Annotated in this window: 20 protein-coding genes; 6 read left to right on the forward strand and 14 right to left on the reverse strand. The window is 65.0% G+C overall.

Annotation, left to right across the window (positions count from 1 at the left end; all coding sequences use genetic code 11):
- The 4 genes from FJ951_RS21300 to FJ951_RS21315 form a co-directional block, all read right to left on the reverse strand.
- A partial coding sequence (locus FJ951_RS21300) for a MoaD/ThiS family protein (protein WP_140517301.1) occupies positions 1-243 on the reverse strand: 243 nt, incomplete at its 3' end.
- Positions 243-2,507: a xanthine dehydrogenase family protein molybdopterin-binding subunit gene (locus FJ951_RS21305; RefSeq protein WP_140517303.1), complete on the reverse strand. Its 2,265-nt coding sequence runs from the start codon at positions 2,505-2,507 to the stop codon at positions 243-245. The genes FJ951_RS21305 and FJ951_RS21300, both read right to left, overlap by 1 nt.
- A gap of 2 nt (positions 2,508-2,509) precedes the next feature.
- Complete coding sequence (locus FJ951_RS21310; protein WP_140517305.1) at positions 2,510-2,986, reverse strand: (2Fe-2S)-binding protein; 477 nt, start codon at positions 2,984-2,986, stop codon at positions 2,510-2,512.
- A complete protein-coding gene (locus tag FJ951_RS21315; RefSeq protein ID WP_140517307.1) occupies positions 2,986-3,846 on the reverse strand; it encodes a xanthine dehydrogenase family protein subunit M in 861 nt (286 codons plus the stop codon). The genes FJ951_RS21310 and FJ951_RS21315 overlap by 1 nt, the downstream gene beginning before the upstream one ends.
- 248 nt (positions 3,847-4,094) lie before the next feature.
- On the opposite strand from FJ951_RS21315, the gene FJ951_RS21320 reads away from it, so the two are divergent.
- A complete protein-coding gene (locus FJ951_RS21320; protein ID WP_140499234.1) occupies positions 4,095-4,538 on the forward strand; it encodes an SRPBCC family protein in 444 nt (147 codons plus the stop codon).
- A 98-nt stretch (positions 4,539-4,636) separates the two neighbouring features.
- Complete coding sequence (locus FJ951_RS21325) at positions 4,637-5,785, forward strand: amidohydrolase (protein ID WP_140517309.1); 1,149 nt, start codon at positions 4,637-4,639, stop codon at positions 5,783-5,785.
- 65 nt (positions 5,786-5,850) lie between these two features.
- Here FJ951_RS21325 and FJ951_RS21330 read toward each other — a convergent pair whose 3' ends face one another.
- On the reverse strand, positions 5,851-6,051 hold the full coding sequence (locus tag FJ951_RS21330; protein ID WP_140517311.1) for a hypothetical protein: 201 nt from the start codon (positions 6,049-6,051) through the stop codon (positions 5,851-5,853).
- A 375-nt stretch (positions 6,052-6,426) separates the two neighbouring features.
- Between FJ951_RS21330 and FJ951_RS21335 the strand changes: the two genes are divergently transcribed.
- Both FJ951_RS21335 and FJ951_RS21340 read left to right on the forward strand, forming a co-directional pair.
- A complete protein-coding gene (locus FJ951_RS21335; RefSeq protein WP_140517313.1) occupies positions 6,427-8,454 on the forward strand; it encodes an amidase in 2,028 nt (675 codons plus the stop codon).
- A 67-nt stretch (positions 8,455-8,521) separates the two neighbouring features.
- On the forward strand, positions 8,522-8,941 hold the full coding sequence (locus FJ951_RS21340) for a VOC family protein (RefSeq protein ID WP_140499242.1): 420 nt from the start codon (positions 8,522-8,524) through the stop codon (positions 8,939-8,941).
- Positions 8,942-8,964: 23 nt separating this feature from the next.
- Here FJ951_RS21340 and FJ951_RS21345 read toward each other — a convergent pair whose 3' ends face one another.
- Positions 8,965-9,612 carry a ThuA domain-containing protein gene (locus FJ951_RS21345; protein ID WP_140517315.1) on the reverse strand — a complete coding sequence of 216 codons (648 nt, stop codon included), beginning with the start codon at positions 9,610-9,612 and terminating at the stop codon, positions 8,965-8,967.
- Between the two features lie 52 nt (positions 9,613-9,664).
- Positions 9,665-10,687, reverse strand: coding sequence for an LLM class flavin-dependent oxidoreductase (locus FJ951_RS21350; RefSeq protein ID WP_140517317.1), 1,023 nt, complete (start codon positions 10,685-10,687; stop codon positions 9,665-9,667).
- A 122-nt stretch (positions 10,688-10,809) separates the two neighbouring features.
- On the opposite strand from FJ951_RS21350, the gene FJ951_RS21355 reads away from it, so the two are divergent.
- Together FJ951_RS21355 and FJ951_RS21360 are read left to right on the forward strand one after the other, a co-directional pair.
- Entirely contained in the window at positions 10,810-11,907 is a 1,098-nt protein-coding gene (locus FJ951_RS21355) for a CaiB/BaiF CoA-transferase family protein (RefSeq protein WP_140517319.1), read from the forward strand.
- A gap of 163 nt (positions 11,908-12,070) precedes the next feature.
- Positions 12,071-13,297, forward strand: a complete 1,227-nt coding sequence (locus FJ951_RS21360; RefSeq protein WP_140517321.1) for an FAD-dependent oxidoreductase — start codon at positions 12,071-12,073, stop codon at positions 13,295-13,297.
- Positions 13,298-13,322: 25 nt separating this feature from the next.
- On the opposite strand, the gene FJ951_RS21365 is transcribed toward FJ951_RS21360, so the two are convergent.
- The 7 genes from FJ951_RS21365 to doeA all read right to left on the reverse strand — a co-directional run bounded on the left by FJ951_RS21365 (position 13,323) and on the right by doeA (position 23,951).
- The gene (locus tag FJ951_RS21365) at positions 13,323-13,598 is read right to left on the reverse strand and encodes a hypothetical protein (protein WP_140517323.1); all 276 of its coding nucleotides are present in this window, start codon (positions 13,596-13,598) and stop codon (positions 13,323-13,325) included.
- 165 nt (positions 13,599-13,763) lie between these two features.
- Positions 13,764-15,260, reverse strand: a complete 1,497-nt coding sequence (locus tag FJ951_RS21370) for an aldehyde dehydrogenase family protein (RefSeq protein ID WP_140517325.1) — start codon at positions 15,258-15,260, stop codon at positions 13,764-13,766.
- Between the two features lie 113 nt (positions 15,261-15,373).
- Positions 15,374-16,636 (reverse strand): D-tagatose-bisphosphate aldolase, class II, non-catalytic subunit, encoded by a 1,263-nt coding sequence (locus FJ951_RS21375; RefSeq protein WP_140517327.1) that lies wholly within the window; start codon positions 16,634-16,636, stop codon positions 15,374-15,376.
- Entirely contained in the window at positions 16,633-17,628 is a 996-nt protein-coding gene (locus FJ951_RS21380; protein ID WP_140517329.1) for a sugar kinase, read from the reverse strand. Before FJ951_RS21380 ends, FJ951_RS21375 begins: the two co-directional genes overlap by 4 nt.
- Before the next feature lie 71 nt (positions 17,629-17,699).
- Entirely contained in the window at positions 17,700-21,506 is a 3,807-nt protein-coding gene (locus FJ951_RS21385) for a hydantoinase B/oxoprolinase family protein (RefSeq protein ID WP_140517331.1), read from the reverse strand.
- A 259-nt stretch (positions 21,507-21,765) separates the two neighbouring features.
- A complete protein-coding gene (doeB, locus tag FJ951_RS21390) occupies positions 21,766-22,767 on the reverse strand; it encodes a N(2)-acetyl-L-2,4-diaminobutanoate deacetylase DoeB (protein WP_140517333.1) in 1,002 nt (333 codons plus the stop codon).
- 5 nt (positions 22,768-22,772) lie between these two features.
- Positions 22,773-23,951 (reverse strand): ectoine hydrolase DoeA, encoded by a 1,179-nt coding sequence (gene doeA / locus FJ951_RS21395; protein WP_140499261.1) that lies wholly within the window; start codon positions 23,949-23,951, stop codon positions 22,773-22,775.
- Positions 23,952-24,035 lie beyond the last annotated feature (84 nt).

The following is a 24,035-nucleotide window of genomic DNA, read 5'->3' on the forward strand; positions in this document are numbered from 1 at the left end:
CCCCCCAGCCAACCGCGGCAGCAATAAAATCTCCGCCCCCGGCGGCAATTTCTTCCCCCACGTATCCCTGTAAATCACCCCGTCGATCGCCACCGCGATCCCCCGGTCGATCAACGGCTCGAGGCCGGGATACTGTTCAGCCAGTTTCCTGAACAGCTCCCTTATGTCCTTGGCCTCGACCTCGACCTTGCTCTGGCCTCCGGCGGTCGCGGCAAGCGCCCCCCAGAGCGTCACTTGCACCATCAGCCTTCCCGTTCCGCCTCGATCGCCGCCAGGATGCGTGGCGGCGACATCGGGATGTGCGTCATGCGCACGCCGGCCGCGTTCGACACCGCATTGGCGATCGCCGCCAGCGGCGGCACGATCGAGGTTTCGCCGACGCCGCGCACGCCATAGGGGTGGTTGGGGTTGGGGATTTCCAGGATCTGCGTGTCGATCATCGGCAGGTCGGAGCAGACCGGGATGCGGTAGTCGAGGAAGCCGGGGTTCTGCAGCCGCCCGTCCTTGCCGTAAATATACTCCTCGTTGAGCGCCCAGCCTATGCCTTGCGCAGCACCGCCCTGGTACTGGCCCTCGACATAGGTCGGGTGCACCGCCTTGCCGGCATCCTGCACCACGGTATAGCGGATCACCCTGGTCGAGCCGGTGTCGGGGTCGACCTCGATGTCGCATATATGGGTGGCGAAGGAGACGCCGGCGCCGTCCGCGACGAGTTCGCTATGGCCGGCGATCGGCCCGCCGGTCTTGCCGGATTGCGCCGCGATCTCCTTCAGCGACAGCTTGCCGAGATTGCCGTGCTTCTCGCCCTTGGCCACCGCATGGCCCTGTTCCCAGACCACGTCGTCGACGGAAATGTCCCACATCTGCGCGGCGCGCTCGCGCAGCACCTTGATGGCGTTGCGGGCGGCCGAGATGGTCGCCATGGAGGAGGAGAAGGTGCCGCGGCTGCCGTCGGTCATGTCGTTGTAGCCGAGACTGGACGTGTCGGCGACGACGGCCTTGACCTGGGCATAATCGATGCCGAGCTCCTCCGCCGCCACCAGCGACAGCGACGCGCGCGAGCCGCCCACGTCAACCGTGCCGACGGCAAGCGAGACCGAGCCGTCCATGCCGATGTTGAGGTCGGTGCAGGTCTGGCCGCCGAAATTGAACCAGAAGCCGCAGGCCATGCCGCGGCCCTGGTTCGGGCCGAGCGGCGCCTTCATGTGGGCATGGTTCTTCACCGCCTCCAGCGTCGGGCCGATGCCGATCGGGCCGTAGACCGGGCCGTAGGACGACCGCGTGCCTTCTTGCGCGGCGTTCCTGATGCGGAAGTCGACCGGGTCCATGCCGATCTCCTTGGCGAGCTCGTCGACGGCGCTTTCCACCGCGAAGGCCGCCATCGGCGCCGACGGCGCGCGGTAGGCCGCGGTCTTCGGCCGGTTGACCAGCACTTCGAAGCCGACGGTCTTGACGTTCTCCAGCCGGTAGCAGGCAAACGCCGTCATGGCGCCGATCTCGGCCCAGGTGCCGGCATAGGGGCCGCTTGTGTAGCGCAGCGTCGCTTCCGCGGCGGTGATCGTGCCGTCCTTGCGGGCGCCGATCTTGACGTCGATCGAGGTGGCGCTGGTCGGGCCCGAGGCGCGGAACACCTCGTCGCGGGTCATCACCAGCTTCACCGGCCGGCCGGCCTTGCGCGACAGAGCGAGTGCCACCGGCTCGGCCCAGACATGGGTCTTGCCGCCGAAGCCGCCGCCAATCTCCGAGGAGGTGACGCGCAGCTTCGAGGCTTCCATGCCCAGCAGCTGGGCGCAATGCTGGCGATAGACGAAATGCCCTTGAGTGCACACCCACAGGTCCGCCGTGCCGTCTGAGCTGACATTGGCCACGCAGGCATGCGGCTCGATATAGCCCTGGTGCGTCTGCTCGGTCTTGAAGGAGCGCTCGACGATGAAGTCGGCCTGGCCAAAGCCCTGATGCACGTCGCCATGGCCGAACTGGCTGCGCTTGGTGACATTGGACGGCTTGACCGGCTTTTCCTCCAGCCCCTCGGTGAAGACGGTCTCGTTGATCAGCGGCGCGTGGTGCTGCATCGCCTCGTCGACATCGGTGACATGAGGCAGCACCTCGTAGTCGACCTCGATCAGCTTCAGCGCCTGCCTGGCGGTGCGGGCGTCGATCGCGGCGACAGCGGCCACCGCATGGCCGTCATAGAGCGCCTTGGTGCGCGCCATGCAATTGTCGAGGATGTCGTACATGGCGGCATCGCCGTCGGTGAGGTCCGGCAGGTCGGCCGCGGTGATCACCGCCTTCACGCCGGCGAGCTTTTCCGCCTTCGAAGTGTCGATCTTCCTGATTTTGGCGTGCGCGTGCGGGCTGCGCAGCACGCGCCCGACCAGCTGGCCGGCCATGTTGAAGTCGGCGCCGTAGCGGGCGCGGCCGGTCACCTTGTCGACGCCGTCGGGACGGATGGGACGCGTGCCGACCGAAGCGAAATTGCGATTGGAAAAACGCGGATCGAAATTCATCGTCAGGCTCCCTTCATCACGCTTGCGGCGTCCTGGACGGCGCGCACGATCTTGTCATAGCCGGTGCAGCGGCACAGGTTGCCGGCGAGGCCGAAGCGGATCTCCTCCTCGGTCGGGTCGGGGTTCTTGGCCAAAAGGTCCTTCGCCGCGATCAGGAAGCCCGGCGTGCAGACGCCGCATTGCAGCGCGGCATGCTCCAGGAATTTCTGCTGGAGCGGATGCAACCGGTCGCCATGCGCCATGCCCTCGACGGTCTCCACGCGGCGCCCTTGCGCCTCCGCGCCCAGCACCAGGCACGAGCACACCAGCCGGTCGTCGAGGATGACGCTGCAGGCGCCGCAATCGCCGGTGCCGCAGCCTTCCTTGGCGCCGGTCAGCCCGAGCCGGTCGCGCAGCACGTCGAGCAGCGTCTCGTCGGGCTGGCAGAGATACTCGACACTGTCGCCGTTGATTGTGGTTGAAACTGCTACACCGGCCATCACTTGCCTCCTGCACGCTTGTAGGCTGACGTGGCGGCCCGCCTGGCCAGCACGCCCGCGACTTTTCGTCTGAACTCGATCGTGCCCCGCTTGTCGTCGATGGGCCGGCAGGCCCCGGAGCAGACCTTGGCGAGCCGCTCGAGCGCGGCTTCGTCCAGCGTCCTGCCGATGAGGGCCTCGGCGGCCTCCTGCACCAGAAGCACCGTGGGCGCGGCGGCGCCCAGCGCCACGCGGGCCGCCTTGACGACACCTTGCTCGTCGAGCGTCAGGTTCACGCCGGCGCTGACCACCGCGATATCCATCTCGGTGCGGGGGATGAACCTGAGATAGGCGTCGCCCGAACGCGGCGCTTGGCTGTCGAGCAGGATCGCCTCGATGATCTCGCCCTTGGCGAGCGACGTCTTGCCCGGTCCGGTCGGCACGGCTTCCACGGCAATGGTGCGCCTGCCCGCGGGACCGACGATCACCGCCCTGGCGCCGGCGGCCACCAGCGCCGGCACGCTGTCGGCCGCCGGCGAGGCGTTGCACAGATTGCCAACGATGGTGCAGCGTCCCTGCACCTGCTTCGAGCCGATCAGCCTGGCCGCCTCGACGACGCCGGGCCAGGCCTTCTTCAGGGCCGCGTTCTCTCCCAGCACCGCGCAGGGCACCGCCGCACCGATGCTGAAGCCGTCGGCCGTTTCCCTGATTTCGCTCAAGGCCGCGATCGCCTTGATGTCGACGATCAGTTCGGGTTCGATGAAGCCGCCCTTCATCCTCACCAGCAGGTCGCTGCCTCCGGCGAGAATGGCCGCCGTTCCGGCCGATCCGGCCAAGTGGCCAACGGCATCTTCGATTGAAAGTGGACGTATGTAGCGCATCGTCTCCCCTTGGTCACAGCGATCTCAGCGACCGTTATAAACAGTCTCCTCATAATGGCTATCCGGTTCGTCATTTTCGACGATTGGGCCAGTCGCCGCAAAATCGAGTCCCAACCCAGGCTGAACTGGCGTAAGCCAGTCGCGCAGGCCGCGGCCGAGGCTCTGAAAAAATTCCAGGAGCCGGTGTCGGACTGGCCGGGCCCCGCTCGTCCTTGGGGCATCGAACAGGCATTATGAAAGGATATGATATGCCCGGCACCGTACGTTTGCACCGTGTTCTCACCACCAGCCCGGAAAAAGTCTATCGCGCCTTCGTCGAGGCCGACGCGCTGGCGAAGTGGCTGCCGCCGAACGGCTTCACCTGCACGGTTCATCACTTCGAGGGCAAGGTGGGCGGCACGTTCAAGATGTCGTTCCGCAACTTCACCACCGGCGACAGCCATGCCTTCGGCGGCGAGTATCTCGAACTCGTTCCCGGTGAGCGCCTGCGCTACACCGACAGGTTCGACGATCCCAATCTGCCGGGCGAGATCCAGGTGACCGTCACCCTGAAAAAAGTATCTGTCGGCACCGAGATCGACATCACCCAGGCCGGCATTCCCGACGTCATCCCGGTCGAGGCCTGCTATCTCGGCTGGCAGGAGTCGCTGCGGAACCTGGCAAAACTCGTCGAGCCCGAGATAAATCAATAGGCCAGACGGTGGCGGTTTCAGCCATTTGCCGCTAGCTATCCTTCCGACGCGCCCGGTCGATCGGGCGCGTCGTGAGCGATACAGCGGAGGCCAAAATCATGACTCTCACCAACCGGGACATCGTCGAGCTGACCGAATGGCGGCGCAAGTTGCACCAGCAGCCGGAAATCTCGAACGAGGAGGAAAAGACGGCGAAAGCCGTCATCGACTTCCTCGCCGATACCAATCCCGACAAGGTGCTGACCGGATTGGGCGGGCATGGTGTCGCGGCCGTCTACGACAGCGGCAAAAACGGACCAACCGTCCTGTTTCGTTCGGAACTCGACGCGCTGCCCATCGAAGAACTGTCTGGCGTGCCGCATGCCTCGCGCGTGCCGGGCAAGTCGCATATGTGCGGCCATGACGGACACACCGCGATCCTGGCGGCGCTCGGACGCCAGCTCGGGCGCGAGCGGCCTGCAAGCGGTCGCGTCGTGCTGATGTTCCAGCCGGCGGAAGAAACCGGCAATGGCGCCGCCGGGGTCGTCGCCGACCCCCGTTTCGGCGAGATCGCGCCCGATTTCGCCTTTTCGCTGCACAATCTGCCCGGCGTGCCGTTCGGCGAGGTGCGGCTCAAGCCCGGCGTGGTCAACTGCGCCTCGCGCGGCATGCGCATCGTGCTGGAGGGCAAGACCGCGCATTCCTCCATGCCCGAGACCGGAATTTCGCCGATGCCGGCGATCAGCGCGTTGATGCCTGCCCTGCCCGCGCTCGGGCGCGGAACTTTCGCCGACGACGATTTCGGCATGGTCACCGTGACCCACGCCGAGATGGGCGAGGCCGTGTTCGGCATCGCGCCCGCCCATGCCGAGGTATGGGCGACGCTGCGCACCAGGCGCGACGAGCGCATGGCGGATCTGTGCGCCGCCGCGGAAGCGCTGGTCACGAAAATCGCGGGCCAGCATCGCCTGTCCGCAAGCTGGGACTACCACGAGATCTTCGTCGCCAGCGTCAACGCGCCGGACGCGGTGGAGCATCTGCAACGCGCCCTCGACGAAGAGGGCGTCGCGCACACGCAAGAAGCCCTGCCGATGCGCGCCTCGGAGGATTTCGGCTTGTTCGGCCACAGCGCGACGTCGGCCATGTTCTTCCTCGGCGCCGGCGAGCGCCACCCTGCCCTGCACAATCCCGACTATGATTTCCCCGACGATTTGATCCCGATCGGGTCGAAGATCTTCATGCGCACGGCGCGCAACTTGCTGGGGTGAAATAGGCCGGATGGCCGATCGGGGCGAGCCGGCACGCCACGCGCGGGCTGTGGTGGCATGGCTCGCTAAACGTCGAGAACGACCGTCATTCCACGGACCTCGGCCATCTCGAGCAGCAGGTCCTGCAGGCTGTCCTCGGTCACCGTCTCGCCGGTTCGCTCCAGCAATTCGTCAATGCTTTCCTTCATTGAAAGGGCGGCAACCCCGGTTTTTTCGGAGAGCAGCCGCCCAATGGCAACGCGGATCAGGGCATTCTGGTCAGGCATGATCCTCCTTTCATGCTGGGGCGTCGGCATGAGTTTTCTTCAATGCATGCTTCTGCCGCAACTTCTGCGAGCTTCAGCTTAAGCTTGCAAGTCGCCTTGAGGGGCGGATATTCACTATTTGGCGAATAGTTGCCCAAGGACTACACCAGAGGCGCAACTCCTCGTTGCCGGATCCGGACCTCGCCATTCCAGAGGGCACCTGACGCGCCGTCTCTATTAGAGGTTGCATCGGTCAGCCGCTTTTTGCCAACCTGGATATGCAACCGCGGCACCGCGCCTGACCCGCGCCAGGACCACCGTCAATCGCGATTGGCCCTTGCCGAAGCCGGCGGCCTCGCTCATCCATGCCTGGAAACGATCGCCAGGGGCCAGAAGATGACCGATGCCAGCTTTCACATCGTCGAAGCGACGATCGAACAGTTGCGGCGCGCACTCGACGATGGCACGGTGAGCAGCGTCGAACTTGTCGGTGCTTATCTCAGGCGCATCGCGCATTTCGACCGGCACGGCATCAGCCTCAATGCGGTGCCGGTTCTCAATCCTGATATGTTCGAGGAAGCCGCGGCTTCGGACCGGCGCCGCAGTCTGGACAAGACGCTCGGCCCGCTCGATGGCATCCCCTACACCGCCAAGGACAGCTACAAGGTATCTGGCTTGACCGTTGCCGCCGGCTCTCCGGCCTTCGAGCATCTCATCGCCAACGAGGACGCCTTCACCGTCGCCCGGCTGCGCGCTGGCGGCGCGGTGCTGATCGGCCTCACCAACATGCCGCCAATGGCCAATGGCGGCATGCAGCGCGGAGTCTATGGCCGCGCCGAAAGCCCCTACAATGCCGATTACCTGACCGCCGCCTTCGCGTCCGGCTCCTCGAATGGCTCGGGCACCGCGACAGCGGCGAGCTTCTGCGCTTTCGGGCTTGGCGAAGAAACCTGGGCGTCCGGCCGTGCGCCGGCCACCAATAACGCGCTGGTAGCCTACACGCCGTCGCGCGGTGTCATTTCGGTGCGCGGCAACTGGCCCCTGGTGCCGACCATGGATGTCGTCGTGCCGCACACGCGCAGCGTGCCCGACATGCTCGAATTGCTGGATGTGATCGTCGCCGACGATCCCGAGACGCGGGGCGATTTCTGGCGCGCGCAGCCCTGGATCGCGCTGCCGAAGAGTTCCGAAATCCGACCGCCGCGCTATACCGATCTGGTGCTAGCGGGGTCGCTGCAAGGCATGCGGCTTGGCGTGCCCAAAATGTATATCGGCCGCGACAGCGGCGCCGACCGGCCGATCGAAACCCGCGCCTCCGTGCTTGATCTCTGGGAGCAAGCGGCGGCGGACCTGAGACGGCTTGGAGCCGAGGTGATGGAGGTCGATTTTCCTGTCGTCTCCAACTACGAGCGCGATCGCCCCGGCGCGCGCACCATGGTCGACCGCGCTCTGGTGCCGCCGGACTTCGCCGATCGCGAGATCTGGGACCTCTGCATCTCAGCCTGGGATGATTTTTTGCGCGCGAACGCCGATCTGAACATTCCCGATCTCGTTTCGGTCGACGGCCCGAAAATCTTTCCGCAGCCACCGGGCACGCTGCCCGACCGTTATGAAGGCGGTTTCGACTTGGCACAGTATGTCGAGCGCGCGAAATCAGGCGTCACGCCGTTCCGGGCCATTCCGACGATGGAGGACGGGCTGAAAGGGCTGGAAGCGACGCGGCGGCTCGATTTCGAGGACTGGCTGGACGCGAACAGGCTTGATGCCGTCGTGCTGCCTGCCGTCGCCGATGTCGGGCCCGCCGATGCCGACATCACTGAGGCCTCCGCCGCGCTTGCCTGGCGCAACGGCACCTGGGTCGCCAACGGCAATCTGGTGTGGCGGCATTTCGGCATCCCGACCGTTACCGTGCCGATGGGCACCATGGCCGACATCGGCATGCCGGTCGGCCTGACCTTCGCCGGCAAGGCCTATGACGATGAAAGGCTGTTGCGCATAGCCGGCGATTACGAGCGCTCCACGCGGCGCCGCACACGCCCGCCGCGCACGCCCGAACTGGCCGATGACGTGTTTTCGCGCCGGCCCACTCAAGCCGGCAATGGCGAGGCGCCCGCGCTCGCAATCAAGCTTGCGGCCGAGACGCGCGACAGCGGCGATCAGGACGAGATCGTCATCACGCTCGACCTCCCCGTCGACGCAACCGAGACGGAGCACGCTTGCATCAAGGTGCACGTCAACGGAGATGCCGTCGCGATGCGCCGAGCCGGCGCGCGTCTGACCGGCCGGGCGTTTGTCCCGGCCGCGGAGCATCAACGGATCCACAGCGTCTGGCGCGGCCCCTACGGCTCGATCGTCACGGCGGTGATGCGGCTGCGGGATGGACGCAGCGCGGGCGCCTATGTGGTCACCGGCGGGATTGAATGACGATGAGCCCACGCGGGCCAATTTCGCGCCGGGCTATGTGAACCTGCGAAATTATGAGGAGCCAGCCATGATCAAGGTCAAACAACTCGCCCATGTCTGCATCTTCGCCAATGATCTGGACGAGACACGGCGCTTCTACGAGGATGTCCTGGGCATTGATATCCAGTTCAATTTCCTGCGCGACGGAAAGATTTTCGGTTTCTACCTTAATTGCGGCGGCCGCAGCCATATCGAGGTTTTTCACAAAGAGGGTGCGCGGTTCAGCGAGACGAACCAGATCAACCATTTCTGCCTGGAGGTGGAGGATATCGACGCCGCGATCACGCATATCGCGTCCAGGGGCGTGGAGGTCACCGCGAAAAAACTCGCCTGCGACGACACCTATCAGGCTTGGCTGCGCGACCCCGACGGCGTGAAGATCGAACTGTTCGAATACACCGGCAAGAGCGCGCAATTCACAGGCGGCGATCGCGTCGCCGATTGGTAGGCTGTCGCGGTTTCAGTGGGCAGCTACCCCCGCGCGGCCCAGAGCAAACCACGCTCGACGATGACAGCCATTTCCGGCATCGCGAACTCATCCGCCGTGTGTCCGAGCGAACTGTAGAAGACCTTGCCTGCGCCATATCTTCGCTTCCAGACAACCGGCATGTCGACGCCGCCGATGCCCGGGAAATGCTCGTCGGTGAAGGTGGTCGTCGCCAGCACCTCGTTGCTCGGGTCGACATGCATGTAGTACTGCTCCGACCGGTAGGCAAAGTCGCTAATGCCTCTCGTGATCGGATCGTCCGGTTTGGTGATGACCACGCGATAGTCGATGATGTCGCCGGGATGCGCGACCCATTGGCCGCCGGTCATGAACTGATAGTCCGGCTCGTTGCGGAAACTGTCGCCCATCGTGCCGTGGAAACCGCCGAGTCCCGTTCCCTGTCGAACCGCGCACGTCAGATTCTGCAGCTCGGACTTTTCGATCTTCGACATGGTGATGACGGGCACGATGAGATCGAATGAGTTCAGCTCCGGATCGGCAAACATCCCCGTGCCCTCGCCGAGCGTGACCCTGTATCCATTGCGCTCCAGCATGTCGCGCACCACAGTGGCGCTGCGCTGGGGCGTATGGCCTTCCCACCCACCCCAGGCAATCAAGGCCTTCTTCGCCATGCAGTGAACCTCCTGAACTGTCCGCAGCAGCGATGGTTACACGGCTCGGCTGTCAGCGCCAACCCAGCGCCGGCGCGACATGGGTCAGGATCGCCTCGATGACATGGGCGTTGTAGTCGACGCCGAGTTGGTTGGGCACGGTGAGCAGCAGCGTGTCGGCCTCGGCGATCGCCTCGTCCTCGGCCAACTCCTTGATCAGCACGTCCGGCTCGGCGGCATAGCTACGCCCGAAGATCGCCCGCGTGTTCTCCTCGATGAAGCCGATCTGGTCGCGGCCCTCATTGCCGCGCCCGAAATAGGCGCGGTCCCGGTCGTCGACCAGCGCGAAAATGCTGCGGCTGACCGAGACGCGCGGTTCGCGTTCATGGCCGGCCGCCTTCCAGGCCTCGCGATAGATCCGGATCTGCTCGGCCTGCTGGATATGGAAGGGCTTGCCGCTTTCGTCGAATTTGAGGGTCGAGCTCTGCAAATTCATGCCCAGCTTCGCCGCCCACTCCGAAGTGGCGTTGGTGGCGGCACCCCACCAGATGCGCTCGCGCAGGCCTTCAGAATGCGGCTCCAGGCGCAGCAAGCCGGGCGGGTTGGGAAACATCGGCCGCGGATTGGGCTGGGCGAAGCCCTCGCCGCGCAGCGTGTCGAGGAAGACCTCGGCGTGATGCCGCGCCATGTCGGCGTCGCTTTTGCCTTCCTGCGGCGCGTAGCCGAAATAGCGCCAGCCATCGATCACCTGTTCGGGCGAGCCCCGGCTGATGCCGAGCTGCAGGCGCCCGCCTGCGATGATGTCGGCGGCACCCGCGTCCTCCGCCATGTAGAGCGGATTCTCGTAGCGCATGTCGATGACCGCCGTGCCGATCTCGATGTGGCTGGTCTTGGCGCCGACCGCCGCCAGCAGCGGAAATGGCGAGGCGAGCTGTCGGGCAAAATGGTGGACGCGGAAATACGCGCCGTCAGCGCCGAGTTGCTCGGCCGCGACGGCGAGATCAATGGATTGCAACAGCGCGTCCGACGCCGAGCGCACCTGCGATTGCGACGAGGGCGTCCAGTGCCCGAATGACAGGAAACCGATTTTTTTCATGGCCCTGACGTATATACCGGCGACACGTGCTTCAATGCCAAAAGAGCAGGGTTACACACCGTCGCCCCTGCGTGACACCAAAAGTGTGCCTTACCGAAAGTTTGAATGCCGTGGAGGGTGGGATGCTCAGGGGAATCCGCATCGTCGAGATCGAGGCGTTGGGGCCGGCGCCCTTTGCCGGCATGCTGCTCGCCGATCTCGGCGCCGACGTGATCGTCGTCCACCGCAAGCATGCATCCGTGCCGGGCCTTCCCGAGCGCTCGCTGCTCGATCGCGGCAAGCGCTCTATCGCGCTCGACCTCAGGGATGCCGAGGACGTTGCCGTGCTGATGCGCCTGATCGCCACCGCCGACGGCCTGATCGAGGGCTTCCGGCCGGGCGTGATGGAGCGTCTCGGGCTTGGTCCAGATGTGTGTCTGGCCGCCAACCCTCGCCTGGCCTATGGCCGCATGACCGGCTGGGGGCAGGAAGGCCCGCTCGCCCGCACCGCCGGCCACGACATGAACTATACCGGCGAGTCGGGCGCACTCTGGTATGCTTCCCTGCCGGGCGAGCCGCCAATGGCGCCGCCGACGCTGGTCGGCGACATAGGCGGCGGCGCGCTCTATCTGGTGATCGGCATGCTGGCCGCCATCATGAACGCCCGCGCCGGTGGTGAAGGCACGGTCGTCGACGCGGCGATCGTCGACGGCTCGGCCCATATGATGAACCTGTTGATGTCGCTCGCACCATCCGGCGTGCTTGCCGCCGAGCGTGGCCGGAGTCTTCTGGACGGACCGCATTGGTGCCGCGTGTACCGCACGGCAGATGGCGGCTTCATCAGCGTCCAGTGCGTCGAGCCGAAATTCTATGCGCTGTTCCTCGACAGGCTTGGCCTGGGCGGCGATCCGCAGTTCGCCGCTCAGTTCGACCGCGGCCTCTGGCCCGAGCTCGGCAGCCGGCTGGAAGCGATCTTTGCCGAAAAATCCCGAGACGAGTGGATGAAATTGTTCGAGGGAACGGATGCCTGCGTCGGGCCTGTGCTCAGCCCGCATGAGGCGGCGCTGCATCCGCACATGGCCGCACGCGGCTCCTGGTTGGTCGAGAATGGCGCCCTCCAAGCTGCCTCCGCCCCCCGTTTTTCCAAACGGACGGCAAAGGCACCGGCGAAAAGTCCGGCACGCGACGAACATGGTGCGGAGATTCGTGCCGAACTTGCGGATCCAGCCGCAAGTCGTTGAATAGGCTACCCGCCTTTGCTGAGGAAATCGCCGACTGGCCTGCGCCCGGCTCGGACCGAAGACGATATCGTGGCGGCACTTGCGGCAGTCGTGGGCGGCATACTTGAAAAGCATCTCGTATACGAGTATACGAGATGCTTTCATTGGGAGGAGGCTGCGCTCCATGTCCTTCAACTCGACTCGCGTCCAGACACCAATGGATGCCGTGGTCATCGGCGGCGGCATCGCCGGCTGCACGCTCGCCTATGAACTGGCCCGCCACGGTCTCAAGACGACGATCCTCGAGCAGAGCATGATCGCCGCCGAGTCCTCAGGACGAAACACCGGCACCTTGCTCACCGGCCCGCAGAAAGAGGTCGTCGAACTGCTGGACGCCAGCGTCGCGATCTATGCCGAGCTTGCCGACGGACCCGTTCCCTTCGAATTCGCCGCCATCGCACATCTGCTGATTTCCGAAGACGAGGCGAGTTTCGAGGCGGCTGCCGCCGTGGCCGACCGCTACAGGGAAGCCGGCGTGGCAATGGAAAAGATCACGGGCAAGGAACTGGCGCGCGACCACCCTCGTGTCGGCTTCAACGTGGCAGGCGCCTATTCCGTCGGCCGTGCATGGACGCTGGAACCCATGGGCGCGACACATGCCTTCGCCCACGCCGCCCGTGAGGCCGGCGCGACGATCCGCACCGGCCTGCGCGTCGCCCAGATCTTCTCCAGGGGCGGCAAGGTCCAGGGTATCTTGACCGACCAGGGGATCGTTCCCGCCGATCTCATCTTCATCGCCAACGGATTGTGGATGTCGGACCTTCTGCGCCGCACCGTCGGCGACGGACCGCTGCCCGGCCTGCCCTTCACCGCCGGCCGCGGCTGGTTGATCCAGTTGGGAAAACTCGACTTCGAGCTGCCCTGGATCGTCGAGGAACTGACCTGGCCGGATCAGGAAGAGCTCGGCCGGCGCATGAGGCTCGACGGCCTTGCCGATGTCGCCGCGCAGCGCGACGACCAGCCGGCGGTGGAAGCCATCTGCCTCAACCCCATGGGCGGCGGCGATGCCAGGCTTGGCGCCTCCGTCCAGCCGGCCTTCCGCGATCTCGTCCGCAACACCGACATGGCGAGCCGGATCGCCAGCCGCACGCTGCGCATGCTGCCGGGCCTCGGCGCGCCGCAGGTCAGGAACGTCTATCCCGGCAACCGCCCGATGCTGTCCGATGGCTTGCCGGTCGCTGGCAGGACGGCCGTCGAGGGCCTGTTCGTGCATGGCGGCATGGGTTCCATCGGCATGCATGCCGCCCCCGCCACCGCGCGCTGGCTGGTTGACGCCGTGTTTTCCGGCAATGGCAGCCCAGCCCAGACATGGCTGCGGCCGGACCGCTTTCCCGGATGGGAAGCGTCATGAGCCTGCTTGCGGAGCGGTCGGCCCGCTATTTTCCGCAATGGTGATCGTTGATCTTGTTCAGCGCATTCGCATCCGGCCCCACCCGGTGGTAGGAACAGGCGCCGGCGGCCGTCGTGACAAGCTGCCGGTCATAGTAGCGCGGGCCGCCGAACAGTATGTCAATAATATCGCCGTCAGCGGGAACATAGCGTTCGGGTTCGCCCTGGTGGTGGCGGTGCCTGGCCCCGGCGGACGCCGAAGAGACGATGCCGCAGCCCATCACAAGGGCGAGAGCGCAGATCGCGAAGCGTTTCGTCGTCATCGACAACACCTTCCTGGCCAACCGGATTTCATCTTATATCCAAAAATCGCCGGATAAAGAAAAGTTCCTGAGAACGGGCGCCGGTTGATTTGCAGCCGGCGTGCATGAGCGGCAGCGTGAGAACCGGCGGCGCAGGCCGGCTCGCCTGACAAACCGACAAAAGCCTTAGTCGGTCTGGATCCACACCGACTTGGTCTCCAGATATTCGTGCAGATGTTCGATGCCGCCCTCGCGGCCATACCCGGACATTTTCATGCCGCCGAACGGCACGGCGGGGTCGATGGCGTGGTACATGTTGACCCAGACGGAACCCGCCTTGACCCGGCGGGCAAGCTTGTGCGCCGTGCCGAGATGGGTGGTGAAGATGCCGGCGGCCAGCCCATAGGGCGTCGCATTGGCGCGGGCGACGGCTTCGTCAAGCGTATCGAAGGGCATTGCCGAGATAACGGGCCCGAAGATCTCTTCGCGCGCTATGGTCATCGTGTCGGACACCGCGCCGAAGACGGTTGGGGCGATGAAATTGCCGCCGTCATAGAGGCCGCCGGTCAGCCGCGATCCGCCGGCGACCAGTTCCGCGCCCTCCTCGCTGCCCGCCTTGATGTAACCCTCAACCTTGCCGGCCTGCCGCGCATTGATGAGCGGCCCCATTTCGGTTTCGGCTTCGATGCCGTGGCCGATGCGCAGCCTGCCGGCGAAGTCAGCGAGCCGGCGCACGAACTCGTCATGGATTTCGCGCGCCACGAACAGCCGCGAACCGGCGATGCAGACCTGGCCCGAATGCACGAAGACAGCCATCGCCGCGATCGGAACGGCCTTGTCGATATCGGCGTCGCGGCACACGATGAGCGGCGACTTGCCGCCGAGTTCTAATGAAACGCGCTTTAGATTGGCAACACCCGCCCGGGCGATCGCCTGGCCGGTGAGCGTCGAGCCGGTGAAGACGATCTTGTTGACGTCGGGATGTTCGGCAAGCCGCGCGCCGGCTTCGGCCCCGGTTCCGGTGACGATGTTGACAACGCCGTCGGGAACGCCCGCTTCCTGCATCAGCCGCGCGATCAAAAGCGGCGTCAGCGATGCATCCTCGGAAGGTTTCAGCACGATCGTGCAGCCAGTAGCCAGCGCCGGCGCGATCTTCCAGATCGACGCGGCGGTCGGCGCGTTCCAGGGAATGATGGCGCCGACCACGCCCACCGGCTCGCGCCGGGTGAAGGTGACGATCTCGCCCGGGATCGAATTGTCGATTGATTCGCCATGCAGCGCGGTCGCCATCCCGGCATAGAAGCGCAGCATGCCGATGACCCGGCGCCGGTTGGCGAGCGTGCGCGTGATCGGCAGCCCCATGTCGAGGGTGTCGGAGACGCAGAGCTCTTCCCAGTTCTTCTCGAAGAGATCGGCGATCCTGAGCAGCACGCACTGCCGTTCGTAAGGCGAAAATCCGGACCACGGACCTTCGAAAGCGGTGCGCGCAGCCGCCACCGCCGCGTCGATGTCGGCGGCGCCTCCGCGCGGCACCGTCGCCAGCACCTGCCCCGTCGCCGGGTTGAGCGCCTGCATCTCCTGTCCGGACTGCGCAGCGACCCATTTGCCGCCGATGAACATCGGCCGGAATTCGCCATGGTAGAGCGTCGCGGCCTTCGCCCTTGGGTCGAAGTTCAGCGTCATATCCTCCTCCTCGCCATTCCGTCGCGACTATTACCCCGGTGCAGGCACACCTCAAGCAAGTAAGCCGACAAGTCGTCGAAATGACCGAACTGCGTCCCCTGGCTATCGGCCGCTCAACCGCTGGAGGCGAAGCGGTAGCCCTCCAGCGCCTGCTGAACCGCGGCCACCAACACCGCCTCCGGATCGAGCGGCTGCCCGGCAAAGCGGTCGAGCGCGGGCAGATGCTGATGGAACAGCGTCACCGGCACGGCCTTGCCCGACAAGGCGGCCGTCAATCGCTGGACAGCTTCCATCGCCTCCTGATGGTTCCAGTAGTAACGTATGCGGTCCGACAGCGAATAGTGCCGCTGCACGCGCTGTTGCGCCGCAGAGCCGTGGTAGTGGCTGTGCCAGTCCTTGGCATCGGCCGTCATCAGCGCTTCCATGGTCTGATAAAGCGGGCGCGCGCCGTAGTCGGGCAACAGATCGGAGGCGATCAGGTCCAGCCCATAGAGCGCTTGGCGCAGTTCGAAAGTCAGCTGCGGCCCCACCTTGAGGATGGCAAAGCCGTCCTCGACCAGTTCGCGTAGGGCCGCTTGCGTCTGATAGTCGGTGGAATGGGCTTCGTAGACCAGGCCCGCTTCCTGGTCGAGCAATTCGCGCAGATGCAGCGCCTTGGCGCGATCGTAGAAGACCACGTTCTCGTTGCCGAACTCCACGCCCGGCTGCACCACCACGGCGATGACCCGCGAGAAGGCGTCTGCGAGGCCGTTCTCGTGGAAGATCTGCCGATGCACCGCCAGTGTGTGCTGGACCGCGGACAGGCTTGTGGGGCTGATTTCGCCGATGAGATGATCCGCTCCGCCCGGCGGCGGAACCTCGGTGCCGATCACGTAGAGTGGCCGGTCGGTCCCGCTGGCGGCGTCCTCGGCCTTGCGCGCCAGGCGGGCGGCGCGCCTGGCAATCGTAGCGTCATCCAGCGCCGCCGGCTCGCCCGCGCATCCCATGGAGGCATCGAGATGGATCTTGCGGAAACCGGCCCGGACATAGGCGGACACCATGTCCTCGGCCTTCGCCATGGCCGCGCCGGCATCTTCCTTTCGCCATGGATTGGGACCGAGATGATCCCCGCCGAAGATGACCCGCTCGGGCGCAAGGCCTTCGGAGCCTGCAATAGCGGTCACCGCCGCGACGAAGTCAGCGGGCTGCATGCCGGTATAGCCGCCGAACTGGTTGACCTGGTTGCAGGTCGCCTCGATCAGCAGCGGCCGCGAGAACAGCGCGGCGTCGCGCACTGCGGCCCGGATCACGACCGGATGGGACGAGCAGACGGAGGTGATGCCTTCCGCCGCGCCCCGCCGCCGGGAATTTGCAAGTTTCAGCAATGGATCGGTCACGGGCGTCGCCTCGGCGTGTTGGCAATGAACAGATCGAGTTCGGCGCGCGTACCGGCTCCTTCCATCGGGCCTTGCCGCGTGACGTTGCGCGCGCCTGCCGCATTCGCGTAATCGAGCGCGGTCACGGCAGGCATGCCGAGCCTGCGGCAGGCGATGTAGGCACCGCCAAAACAGTCGCCCGCGCCGGTCGGATCGATCTCCTCGACCAGGAAGCCGGGCGACTCGACGCGGCTGCCGTCGGCGCCGAACAGGGACGCGCCCAACGCGCCCCGCTTGACGACGACCTCGCCGGCGCCGCGGGCAAACAGCGAGGCGAGCGCGTCGGCTTCATTGTCGTTGCCCGAAGCGGTGTGGAGTTCCTCACCCGACGGCAGGATCAGATCCGCAATGTCGAGAAGCCGTGCGAAGCGCTCGCGCGTCTGGCCATGGCCGAGCAGTTCCTTGCGAAGATTGGGATCGAGCGAGATGCTTCCGCCACGCGCCTTGACGGCATCGATGGCATGGTCGAGCACCTGCCAAATGGCGGGAATGCTGAGTGCGGTGCCCATGACGTGCAGGTGGCCTGAACGCGCCAGCAGCACCCTGGCCTCAGGGGTCAACTCGACCAGCGCCGCGGCGGATTTGCCGATATTGTAGACGAAGTCGCGCGAACCGTCCCCGCGGTAACGCACGAAGGCGGTGCCCGTCGGATAATCGGGGCTGACTGCGATGGCCGAGACATCCGCACCGTCCCGGCGCAGGCGCTCGACATTGATCCTGCCGAAATCATCGTCGCCGACGCAGGCGATGATACCGGCCCGCCCGCCAAGCCTGGCGCATTGGTCGATGAAGATCGCCGGCGCCCCGCTCGGATAGGGTCCGGTCAGCTCGATGGGCTCGAGAAAGCCGCTGCCACGGCTTGTGGCCATGATCTCCACCAGGATCTCGCCGACGGTGACGGTCGGCCCGAGTCCATCGGGCGCCAGTGTCTTCAATCGGGATTTGCTTGGCATGGCGAAGGCCCGGTGTGAAAGGCAAGGGAAATGCGGATCCGAAAAACGGATAGAGCGGTTCCGCGATTCTATCAAACGTTGGACGGCTCTGGCTCCGGCCTTCCAAACGCTCCGGGCGTCGGCGTTGTCACGATGACGGCGTCGCCGGCCTGAAGCACCGTCTGGTCGCAGGCTTTCAGCACCTCGACCGTGCCGTCCTTGCGGCGCACCTTGGTCGAGCCAGCCTCGCCATCGCCACCGCCGCCCAGCCCTTGCGGCGGCCGGTTGCGATGCGAGGACAGGATGGCGCATTCCATCTTCTCCAGGAAGCGGATGGTGCGCTTCGTGCCGTCGCCGGCATTCCACCTGCCCTTGCCGCCGGAGCCTTCGCGGATGTGGAAATCCTCCAGCATCACCGGAAACCGCAGCTCCAGTATTTCCGGATCGGTAAGGCGCGAATTGGTCATATGGGTGTGAACGCCCGACGTGCCGGCAAAGCCGCGGCCGGAATTCATCTCGCCGGCGGGCGAACCGGAACAGATCGTCTCGTAATACTGGTACTTGCTGTTGCCGAAGGTCAAATTGTTCATGGTGCCTTGCGCATTGGCCATGGCGCCCATGGCGCCGAACAGCGCGTTGGTGACGTGCTGCGAGGTCTCGACGTTGCCCGCGACGACGGCGGCGGGATAAGCGGGTTTCAGCATCGAGCCGTCCGGGATGATGATGTTGATGGGCCTCAGGCAACCGGCATTCATCGGGATCATGTCCTCGACCATGACGCGGAAGGCATAGAGCACCGCGGCCCGGGCGACAGGCTCTGGCGCGTTGAAATTGTTCTTCATCATCGGCGACGTGCCGGTGAAGTCGACCGTCGCCTCACGCTTTTGCCGGTCGACCGATATCTTCACCTTGATCACCTGGCCGGTGTCGGTGGGATATTCATAGGCCGATGTATCCGGCAGCCGCTCGATCACGCGCCGCACGCTTTCGGCCGCATTGTCCTGCACATGGCCCATATAGGCTTCGACGACGTCGAGCCCGAAATGCGCCACCATCTTGCGCAGCTCCGCCACGCCTTTTTCGTTGGCGGCGAGCTGCGCCTTGAGATCGGCGATATTCTGGTGCGGATTGCGGGCCGGATAGCGGTGATCGGTGAGCAGCGTCTGCAGCTCGGTCTCGCGGAATTTTCCGCGATCGACGATCCGGAAATTGTCGAACAGCACGCCTTCCTCGTCGACCGTGGTGGCAAGTGGCGTCATCGAGCCCGGCGCGGTGCCGCCGATGTCTGCGTGGTGGCCGCGCGAGGCCACCCAGAAGAGGATCTTGGGCGATTGGCCAATCTCCCCTCTTGTCGGGGAAATCGGCTGCTCTTCCTCGAAAACCGGCGTCACCACCGTGATATCGGGCAGATGCGTGCCGCCATTATAGGGAGCATTGAGCGCAAAGACGTCGCCGGGATGAATGTCGCCGGAGTTCAGCCGGATGATGGTCTCGACCGAGCGGTCCATCGAGCCCAGATGCACCGGCATATGCGGCGCGTTGGCGACCAGCGCGCCGTTCCGGTCGAAAACGGCGCAGGAGAAATCCAGCCTTTCCTTGATGTTGACGGAATAGGCGGTGTTCTGCAGCGTCACGCCCATCTGCTCGGCGATCGACATGAACAAATTGTTGAACACTTCCAGCATCACCGGATCGGCCTCGGTGCCAAGTGCCGCCTGCCGGCCTTTCTTGCTGGTGCGCCGCATCAGCACGTGGTTCCTGGCCGTGATCTCGGCCTGCCAGCCCGGCTCGACGACGATCGTCTGGTTGGGCTCGATGATCAGTGCGGGGCCAGCGACCCGATCGGACGGCCGCAACGCCTCGCGCCGACAGACGTCGGCTTCGTGCCATTTTCCTTCCGTATAGATCCGCCGGACCTCCTCGGCTCTGGCTTTTGATGGCTGCCCCGCCTGCGCATAGGCTTCGGTATTCTGCTCGCCGCCCGCCTCCGTCCCCTCGACGCTCACAGCTTCGACGATCATCGGCTTGTCCTCATAGACGAAACCGAATTGCGCCTTGTGGGCAGCCTCGAAATCGGCCCTCGCCCGCAACATCGAGCCATGGTCGAAATGCACCGGAAGTGCGGTGTCGGTGCCGTCATAACGGATCTGCAACGCCGGTCTGGCGGTCACCGCGTCCTCGGCGATGCCTTGTGCGGCGAGTTCCGCGACAACGGCGGTTTGCAAGGCCGCGATCAGGCCTTCGATTGCCGGCCTCGATTCTTCCGCGAGCGGTGCAAGCAAGGCCTGCTGGCGTGAGGCAAAGACCGAAGACAGGCCGATGCCGTAGGCCGACAGCAAGCCGGAAAACGGATGGATCAGCACCGCCTCCATGCCGAGTGCGTCGGCGACCAGGCAGGCGTGCTGGCCGCCTGCGCCGCCAAAACAGTTCAGAAGATATTCGGTGACGTCGTAGCCGCGCTGCACCGAGATCTTCTTGATGGCGTTGGCCATGTTTTCCACCGCGATTGTGACGAACCCTTCGGCCACCGCTTCGGCCGAGCGGCCGTCGCCGATTTTAGCTGCGAGCGCGGTGAATTTCTGGCGCACGATCTCCGCGTCGAGCGGCTCGTTCTGGCCGGGGCCGAAGATGGCAGGGAAAAAATCCGGCTGCAGCTTGCCGAGCATGACGTTGGCGTCGGTGACGGCGAGCGGGCCGCCGCGCCTGTAGGCGGCGGGGCCTGGATTGGCGCCGGCGGAGTCCGGGCCGGTGCGAAAGCGGCCTGCTTCGTAGTGCAGGACCGAGCCGCCGCCGGCCGCGACGGTGTGGATGCGCATCATCGGCGCGCGCACGCGCACGCCTGCGACCTCGGTATCGAAGGCGCGCTCATATTCGCCGTCATAATGGGCGACATCGGTGGAGGTGCCGCCCATGTCGAAACCGATCACCTTTTCGAAGCCGGCGAGCCTGGCCGTCTCGACCATGCCGACGACCCCGCCGGCCGGGCCAGACAGCAGCGCATCCTTGCCCTGGAACAGGTCCGCAGCGGTGAGCCCGCCAGAAGACATCATGAACATCAGGCGGGGATTTTCCCTTCCCCTCGAGGGGAGAGTGGCGGCGAAGCCACCGGGCGGCGGATCGACTAGGTTCGACGTCTTGGTCGCACCTTCTGCGGCGATCCCCTCTGCCGGCTTCGCCGACATCTCCCCCTCGAGGGGGGAGAGAACGCCGAGTTCCTGGCCTACTTTTTGCACATATCTCGACAGGATCGGAGACAGATAGGCGTCGACCACGGTGGTGTCGCCGCGGCCGACCAGCTTGATCAGCGGCGACACCTCGTGGCTGACCGAAACCTGGCCGAAACCGAGCTTGCGGCAGACCTTAGCGACGGCCTTTTCGTGATCGGGATATTTCCAGGCGTGCATGAAGACAATGGCGACCGCATCGATGCCGTCCGCCTTTGCCTGTTCGATCGCCGGGCGACAGGCAGCGATGTCGAGCAGCCGTTCGACGCAGCCGTCGGCAAGCACGCGCTCGTTGACCTCGATGACGCGCTCGTAGAGCTGTTCGGGGAGGATGATCTCCTTGGCGAAGATGTCGGGCCGCGCCTGATAGGCGATCCTCAACGCATCGCGAAATCCCTTGGTGATGAGCAAAAGCACGCGGTCGCCCTTGCGCTCCAGCAGCGCGTTGGTGGCGACCGTGGTGCCCATCTTTACGTCGCCTATCAGCCCGGCGGGGATAGGCTCGCCGGGGCGCAGGCCGAGAAGGTCGCGAATGCCCTGGATGGCTGCGTCGGCATAGGCCTCGGGATTTTCGGACAGAAGCTTGCGCGGATGCAGGCCGCCCTCGGGATCACGGCCGATAACATCGGTGAACGTGCCGCCGCGGTCGATCCAGAAATCCCATTTTTGTTGCATTCCGACACCCTCTTTATCGCGAGTATGGCAGCAAAGTCATACTCTTTGATACCCGAGTTCGCGCCGGAACAAGTCGTCGCGCCATCGCCTCTTCGATGACGGTGGCTTTGGATGTCTGAGGCCCTGGCAAGGCACGCGCCTCCGCAGCGCGCCGGCCGGAGCCGTGCGCGGCCGGCTGGCTCGCCGGCCGCTATCTGGATCCAGGATGGAAAAATGCGGGATAGGCCCGAACTTGCCTGAAGGCGGGCGGGCCCTTCCGTCAATCGACCAATGCGGCAACCACCGAGACGCAGTCGCCGGCCTTGACCAGGCCGGGGAAATGCCGCGCCGCCAACATGCCCGACATTTTTGCCCGGATCTCCTGGGGAGCGATGCCGGTGCGGCCGGTGGAATGGATGCGTGCCAGCACCGCGCCCTTGTCGACGGGCTCGCCGAGATCGACCATCGTCTCGACCATGCCGTCTTCCTCCGCGAAGGCAAAGCAATCGCCGGACGGCATGTCGAGCCATTGGGTTGGCGTCTTTTCGACCGCACCGGCAACGATGCCGGCATGCCTCAGCACGTTGAGCATGCCGCGCCGGGCGATCCGCACCGTCTCGGCTCTCGACGTGCCTCCACCGCCGAGCTCGGTGGTGACGAACACCTTGCCCATGTCCTCGGCGGCGGTATCGTACATGCCGACGGCATCGATTTCGATCATACTCATCGAGAACGGCGCCGCGAAGGCTTCGACCGCCGCGAAGGCCCTCTGCTCCAGGGCCTTGTTCGGCAGCGTATGGGCGGCGCAGAACGGCACGAAGTCCAGCGTCTTGCCGCCGGAATGGAAGTCGAACACGATATCCGCGCGGGGAAGCAGCTCCCGCTGGAAATAATCGGCGATCTTTTCCGTCACCGTACCGTCTGGCCGGCCTGGAAAGCTGCGGTTCATGTTGCCCTTGTCGATCGGCGAGGTGCGCGTGCCGGCGCGGAAGGCCGGATAGTTCATCGCCGGCACGATGATGACCGTGCCGCTGACCTGGGCGGGATCGAGCGTGCGCGCCAGATCATAGAGCGCCAGCGGCCCTTCATATTCGTCGCCATGATTGCCGCCGGTCAGAAGGGCCGTCGGCCCCTTGCCGTTGCGCAGGACGCAGATCGGGATCATCACCGAGCCCCACGCCGAATCGTCGCGGCTGTAGGGCAGGCGCAGGAAACCGTGCTGTGCGCCGTCGCGATCGAAATCGACCGAGGGCGAGACCGGCGACGGACGAAGGTCGGACATCGGTTTCAATTCTTCACCACCAGCTTGCGCGGCACATTGGCCAGGCACTCGACGCCCGTCTCAGTGATCAGGATGGATTCGGTGATTTCCAGCCCCATCGTCTCCAGCCACAGGCCGGTCATAAAATGGAAGGTCATGCCGGGCTTCAGCTCGGTGCGGTCCCCGGGGCGCAGGCTCATCGTGCGTTCGCCCCAGTCCGGCGGATAGGAAAGGCCGATCGGATAGCCGGTGCGGTTGTCCTTGACGATGCCATATTTCTTCAACACCGCGAAGAAGGCGTTGGCGATGTCTTCGCACGTGTTGCCGGGCTTGGCTGCCGCGAGCCCCGCGTCCATGCCTTCGAGCGTCGCCTTCTCCGCATCTAGGAATTCCTGTGTCGGCTTGCCGAGGAACACTGTTCGCGACAACGGGCAATGGTACCTGTTGTAGCACCCGGCGATTTCGAAGAACGTGCCCTCGCCCGACTTCATCGGCTTGTCGTCCCAGGTCAGGTGCGGCGCCGAGGCGTCGGCGCCCGACGGCAGCAGCGGCACGATCGCTGGATAGTCGCCGCCGATGCCGTCGACGCCACGCGTGCCGGCATCATAGATCTCGGCGACGAGATCGCATTTGCGCATGCCGACCTCTATCTTGTCGACGATGCGCTGGTGCATCGCCTCGACGATGCGGGCGGCCTTGCGCATATAGTCGATCTCGGTCGGGCTCTTCACAGCGCGCTGCCAGTTGACCAGCGCGGTGGCGTCGACGAAACGGGCATTGGGCAGGTGCTTCTGCAAAGAGGCGAAGGCGGCGGCCGAGAACCAGTAATTGTCCATCTCGACGCCGACGGTCAGCTTGCCCCAGCCGCGATCGGCAAGCACGCTCGACAGGAAATCCATCGGATGGCGCTCGGTCGACTGCACATAGTGATCGGCATAGCCGACGATGTTGTCATGCGCGAGATAGGCGGTGCGCTTGGCGCCGTTGGCGTCCTGACCGCGGCCATACCAGACCGGCTCGCCCGACGGCGGCACGATGACGGCCTGATGCACGTAGAAGGACCAGCCGTCATAGCCGGTGAGCCAGGCCATGTTGGAGGGGTCGCTGACAATAAGCAGATCGACGCCTTTCGCCGCCATGGCTTTCCGCGTCTTGGCGAGGCGATCCGCATACTCGCTTCGCGAGAATTTCAAATTCGGTTGCATTTTGTTGGTCCTCGTTTGTTGGGCCCTGGAACCCGCTTCAACTTCCGTTGAATCTGGCTCCAGGTAATTTTTTGTTTGAGCATG

The sequence above is a fragment of the Mesorhizobium sp. B2-2-3 genome, from assembly GCF_006442405.1.
GTDB lineage: Bacteria > Pseudomonadota > Alphaproteobacteria > Rhizobiales > Rhizobiaceae > Mesorhizobium.

Excerpts from the sequence above, each read along its gene's own strand:
- FJ951_RS21305 (WP_140517303.1), bottom strand. The coding sequence starts at position 2,507 with ATGAATTTCGATCCGCGTTTTTCCAATCGCAATTTCGCTTCGGTCGGC.
- FJ951_RS21310 (WP_140517305.1), bottom strand. The coding sequence starts at position 2,986 with ATGGCCGGTGTAGCAGTTTCAACCACAATCAACGGCGACAGTGTCGAG.
- FJ951_RS21315 (WP_140517307.1), bottom strand. The coding sequence starts at position 3,846 with ATGCGCTACATACGTCCACTTTCAATCGAAGATGCCGTTGGCCACTTG.
- FJ951_RS21320 (WP_140499234.1), top strand. The coding sequence starts at position 4,095 with ATGCCCGGCACCGTACGTTTGCACCGTGTTCTCACCACCAGCCCGGAA.
- FJ951_RS21325 (WP_140517309.1), top strand. The coding sequence starts at position 4,637 with ATGACTCTCACCAACCGGGACATCGTCGAGCTGACCGAATGGCGGCGC.
- FJ951_RS21330 (WP_140517311.1), bottom strand. The coding sequence starts at position 6,051 with ATGCCTGACCAGAATGCCCTGATCCGCGTTGCCATTGGGCGGCTGCTC.
- FJ951_RS21335 (WP_140517313.1), top strand. The coding sequence starts at position 6,427 with ATGACCGATGCCAGCTTTCACATCGTCGAAGCGACGATCGAACAGTTG.
- FJ951_RS21340 (WP_140499242.1), top strand. The coding sequence starts at position 8,522 with ATGATCAAGGTCAAACAACTCGCCCATGTCTGCATCTTCGCCAATGAT.
- FJ951_RS21345 (WP_140517315.1), bottom strand. The coding sequence starts at position 9,612 with ATGGCGAAGAAGGCCTTGATTGCCTGGGGTGGGTGGGAAGGCCATACG.
- FJ951_RS21350 (WP_140517317.1), bottom strand. The coding sequence starts at position 10,687 with ATGAAAAAAATCGGTTTCCTGTCATTCGGGCACTGGACGCCCTCGTCG.
- FJ951_RS21355 (WP_140517319.1), top strand. The coding sequence starts at position 10,810 with ATGCTCAGGGGAATCCGCATCGTCGAGATCGAGGCGTTGGGGCCGGCG.
- FJ951_RS21360 (WP_140517321.1), top strand. The coding sequence starts at position 12,071 with ATGTCCTTCAACTCGACTCGCGTCCAGACACCAATGGATGCCGTGGTC.
- FJ951_RS21365 (WP_140517323.1), bottom strand. The coding sequence starts at position 13,598 with ATGACGACGAAACGCTTCGCGATCTGCGCTCTCGCCCTTGTGATGGGC.
- FJ951_RS21370 (WP_140517325.1), bottom strand. The coding sequence starts at position 15,260 with ATGACGCTGAACTTCGACCCAAGGGCGAAGGCCGCGACGCTCTACCAT.
- FJ951_RS21380 (WP_140517329.1), bottom strand. The coding sequence starts at position 17,628 with ATGCCAAGCAAATCCCGATTGAAGACACTGGCGCCCGATGGACTCGGG.
- FJ951_RS21385 (WP_140517331.1), bottom strand. The coding sequence starts at position 21,506 with ATGCAACAAAAATGGGATTTCTGGATCGACCGCGGCGGCACGTTCACC.
- doeB (WP_140517333.1), bottom strand. The coding sequence starts at position 22,767 with ATGTCCGACCTTCGTCCGTCGCCGGTCTCGCCCTCGGTCGATTTCGAT.
- doeA (WP_140499261.1), bottom strand. The coding sequence starts at position 23,951 with ATGCAACCGAATTTGAAATTCTCGCGAAGCGAGTATGCGGATCGCCTC.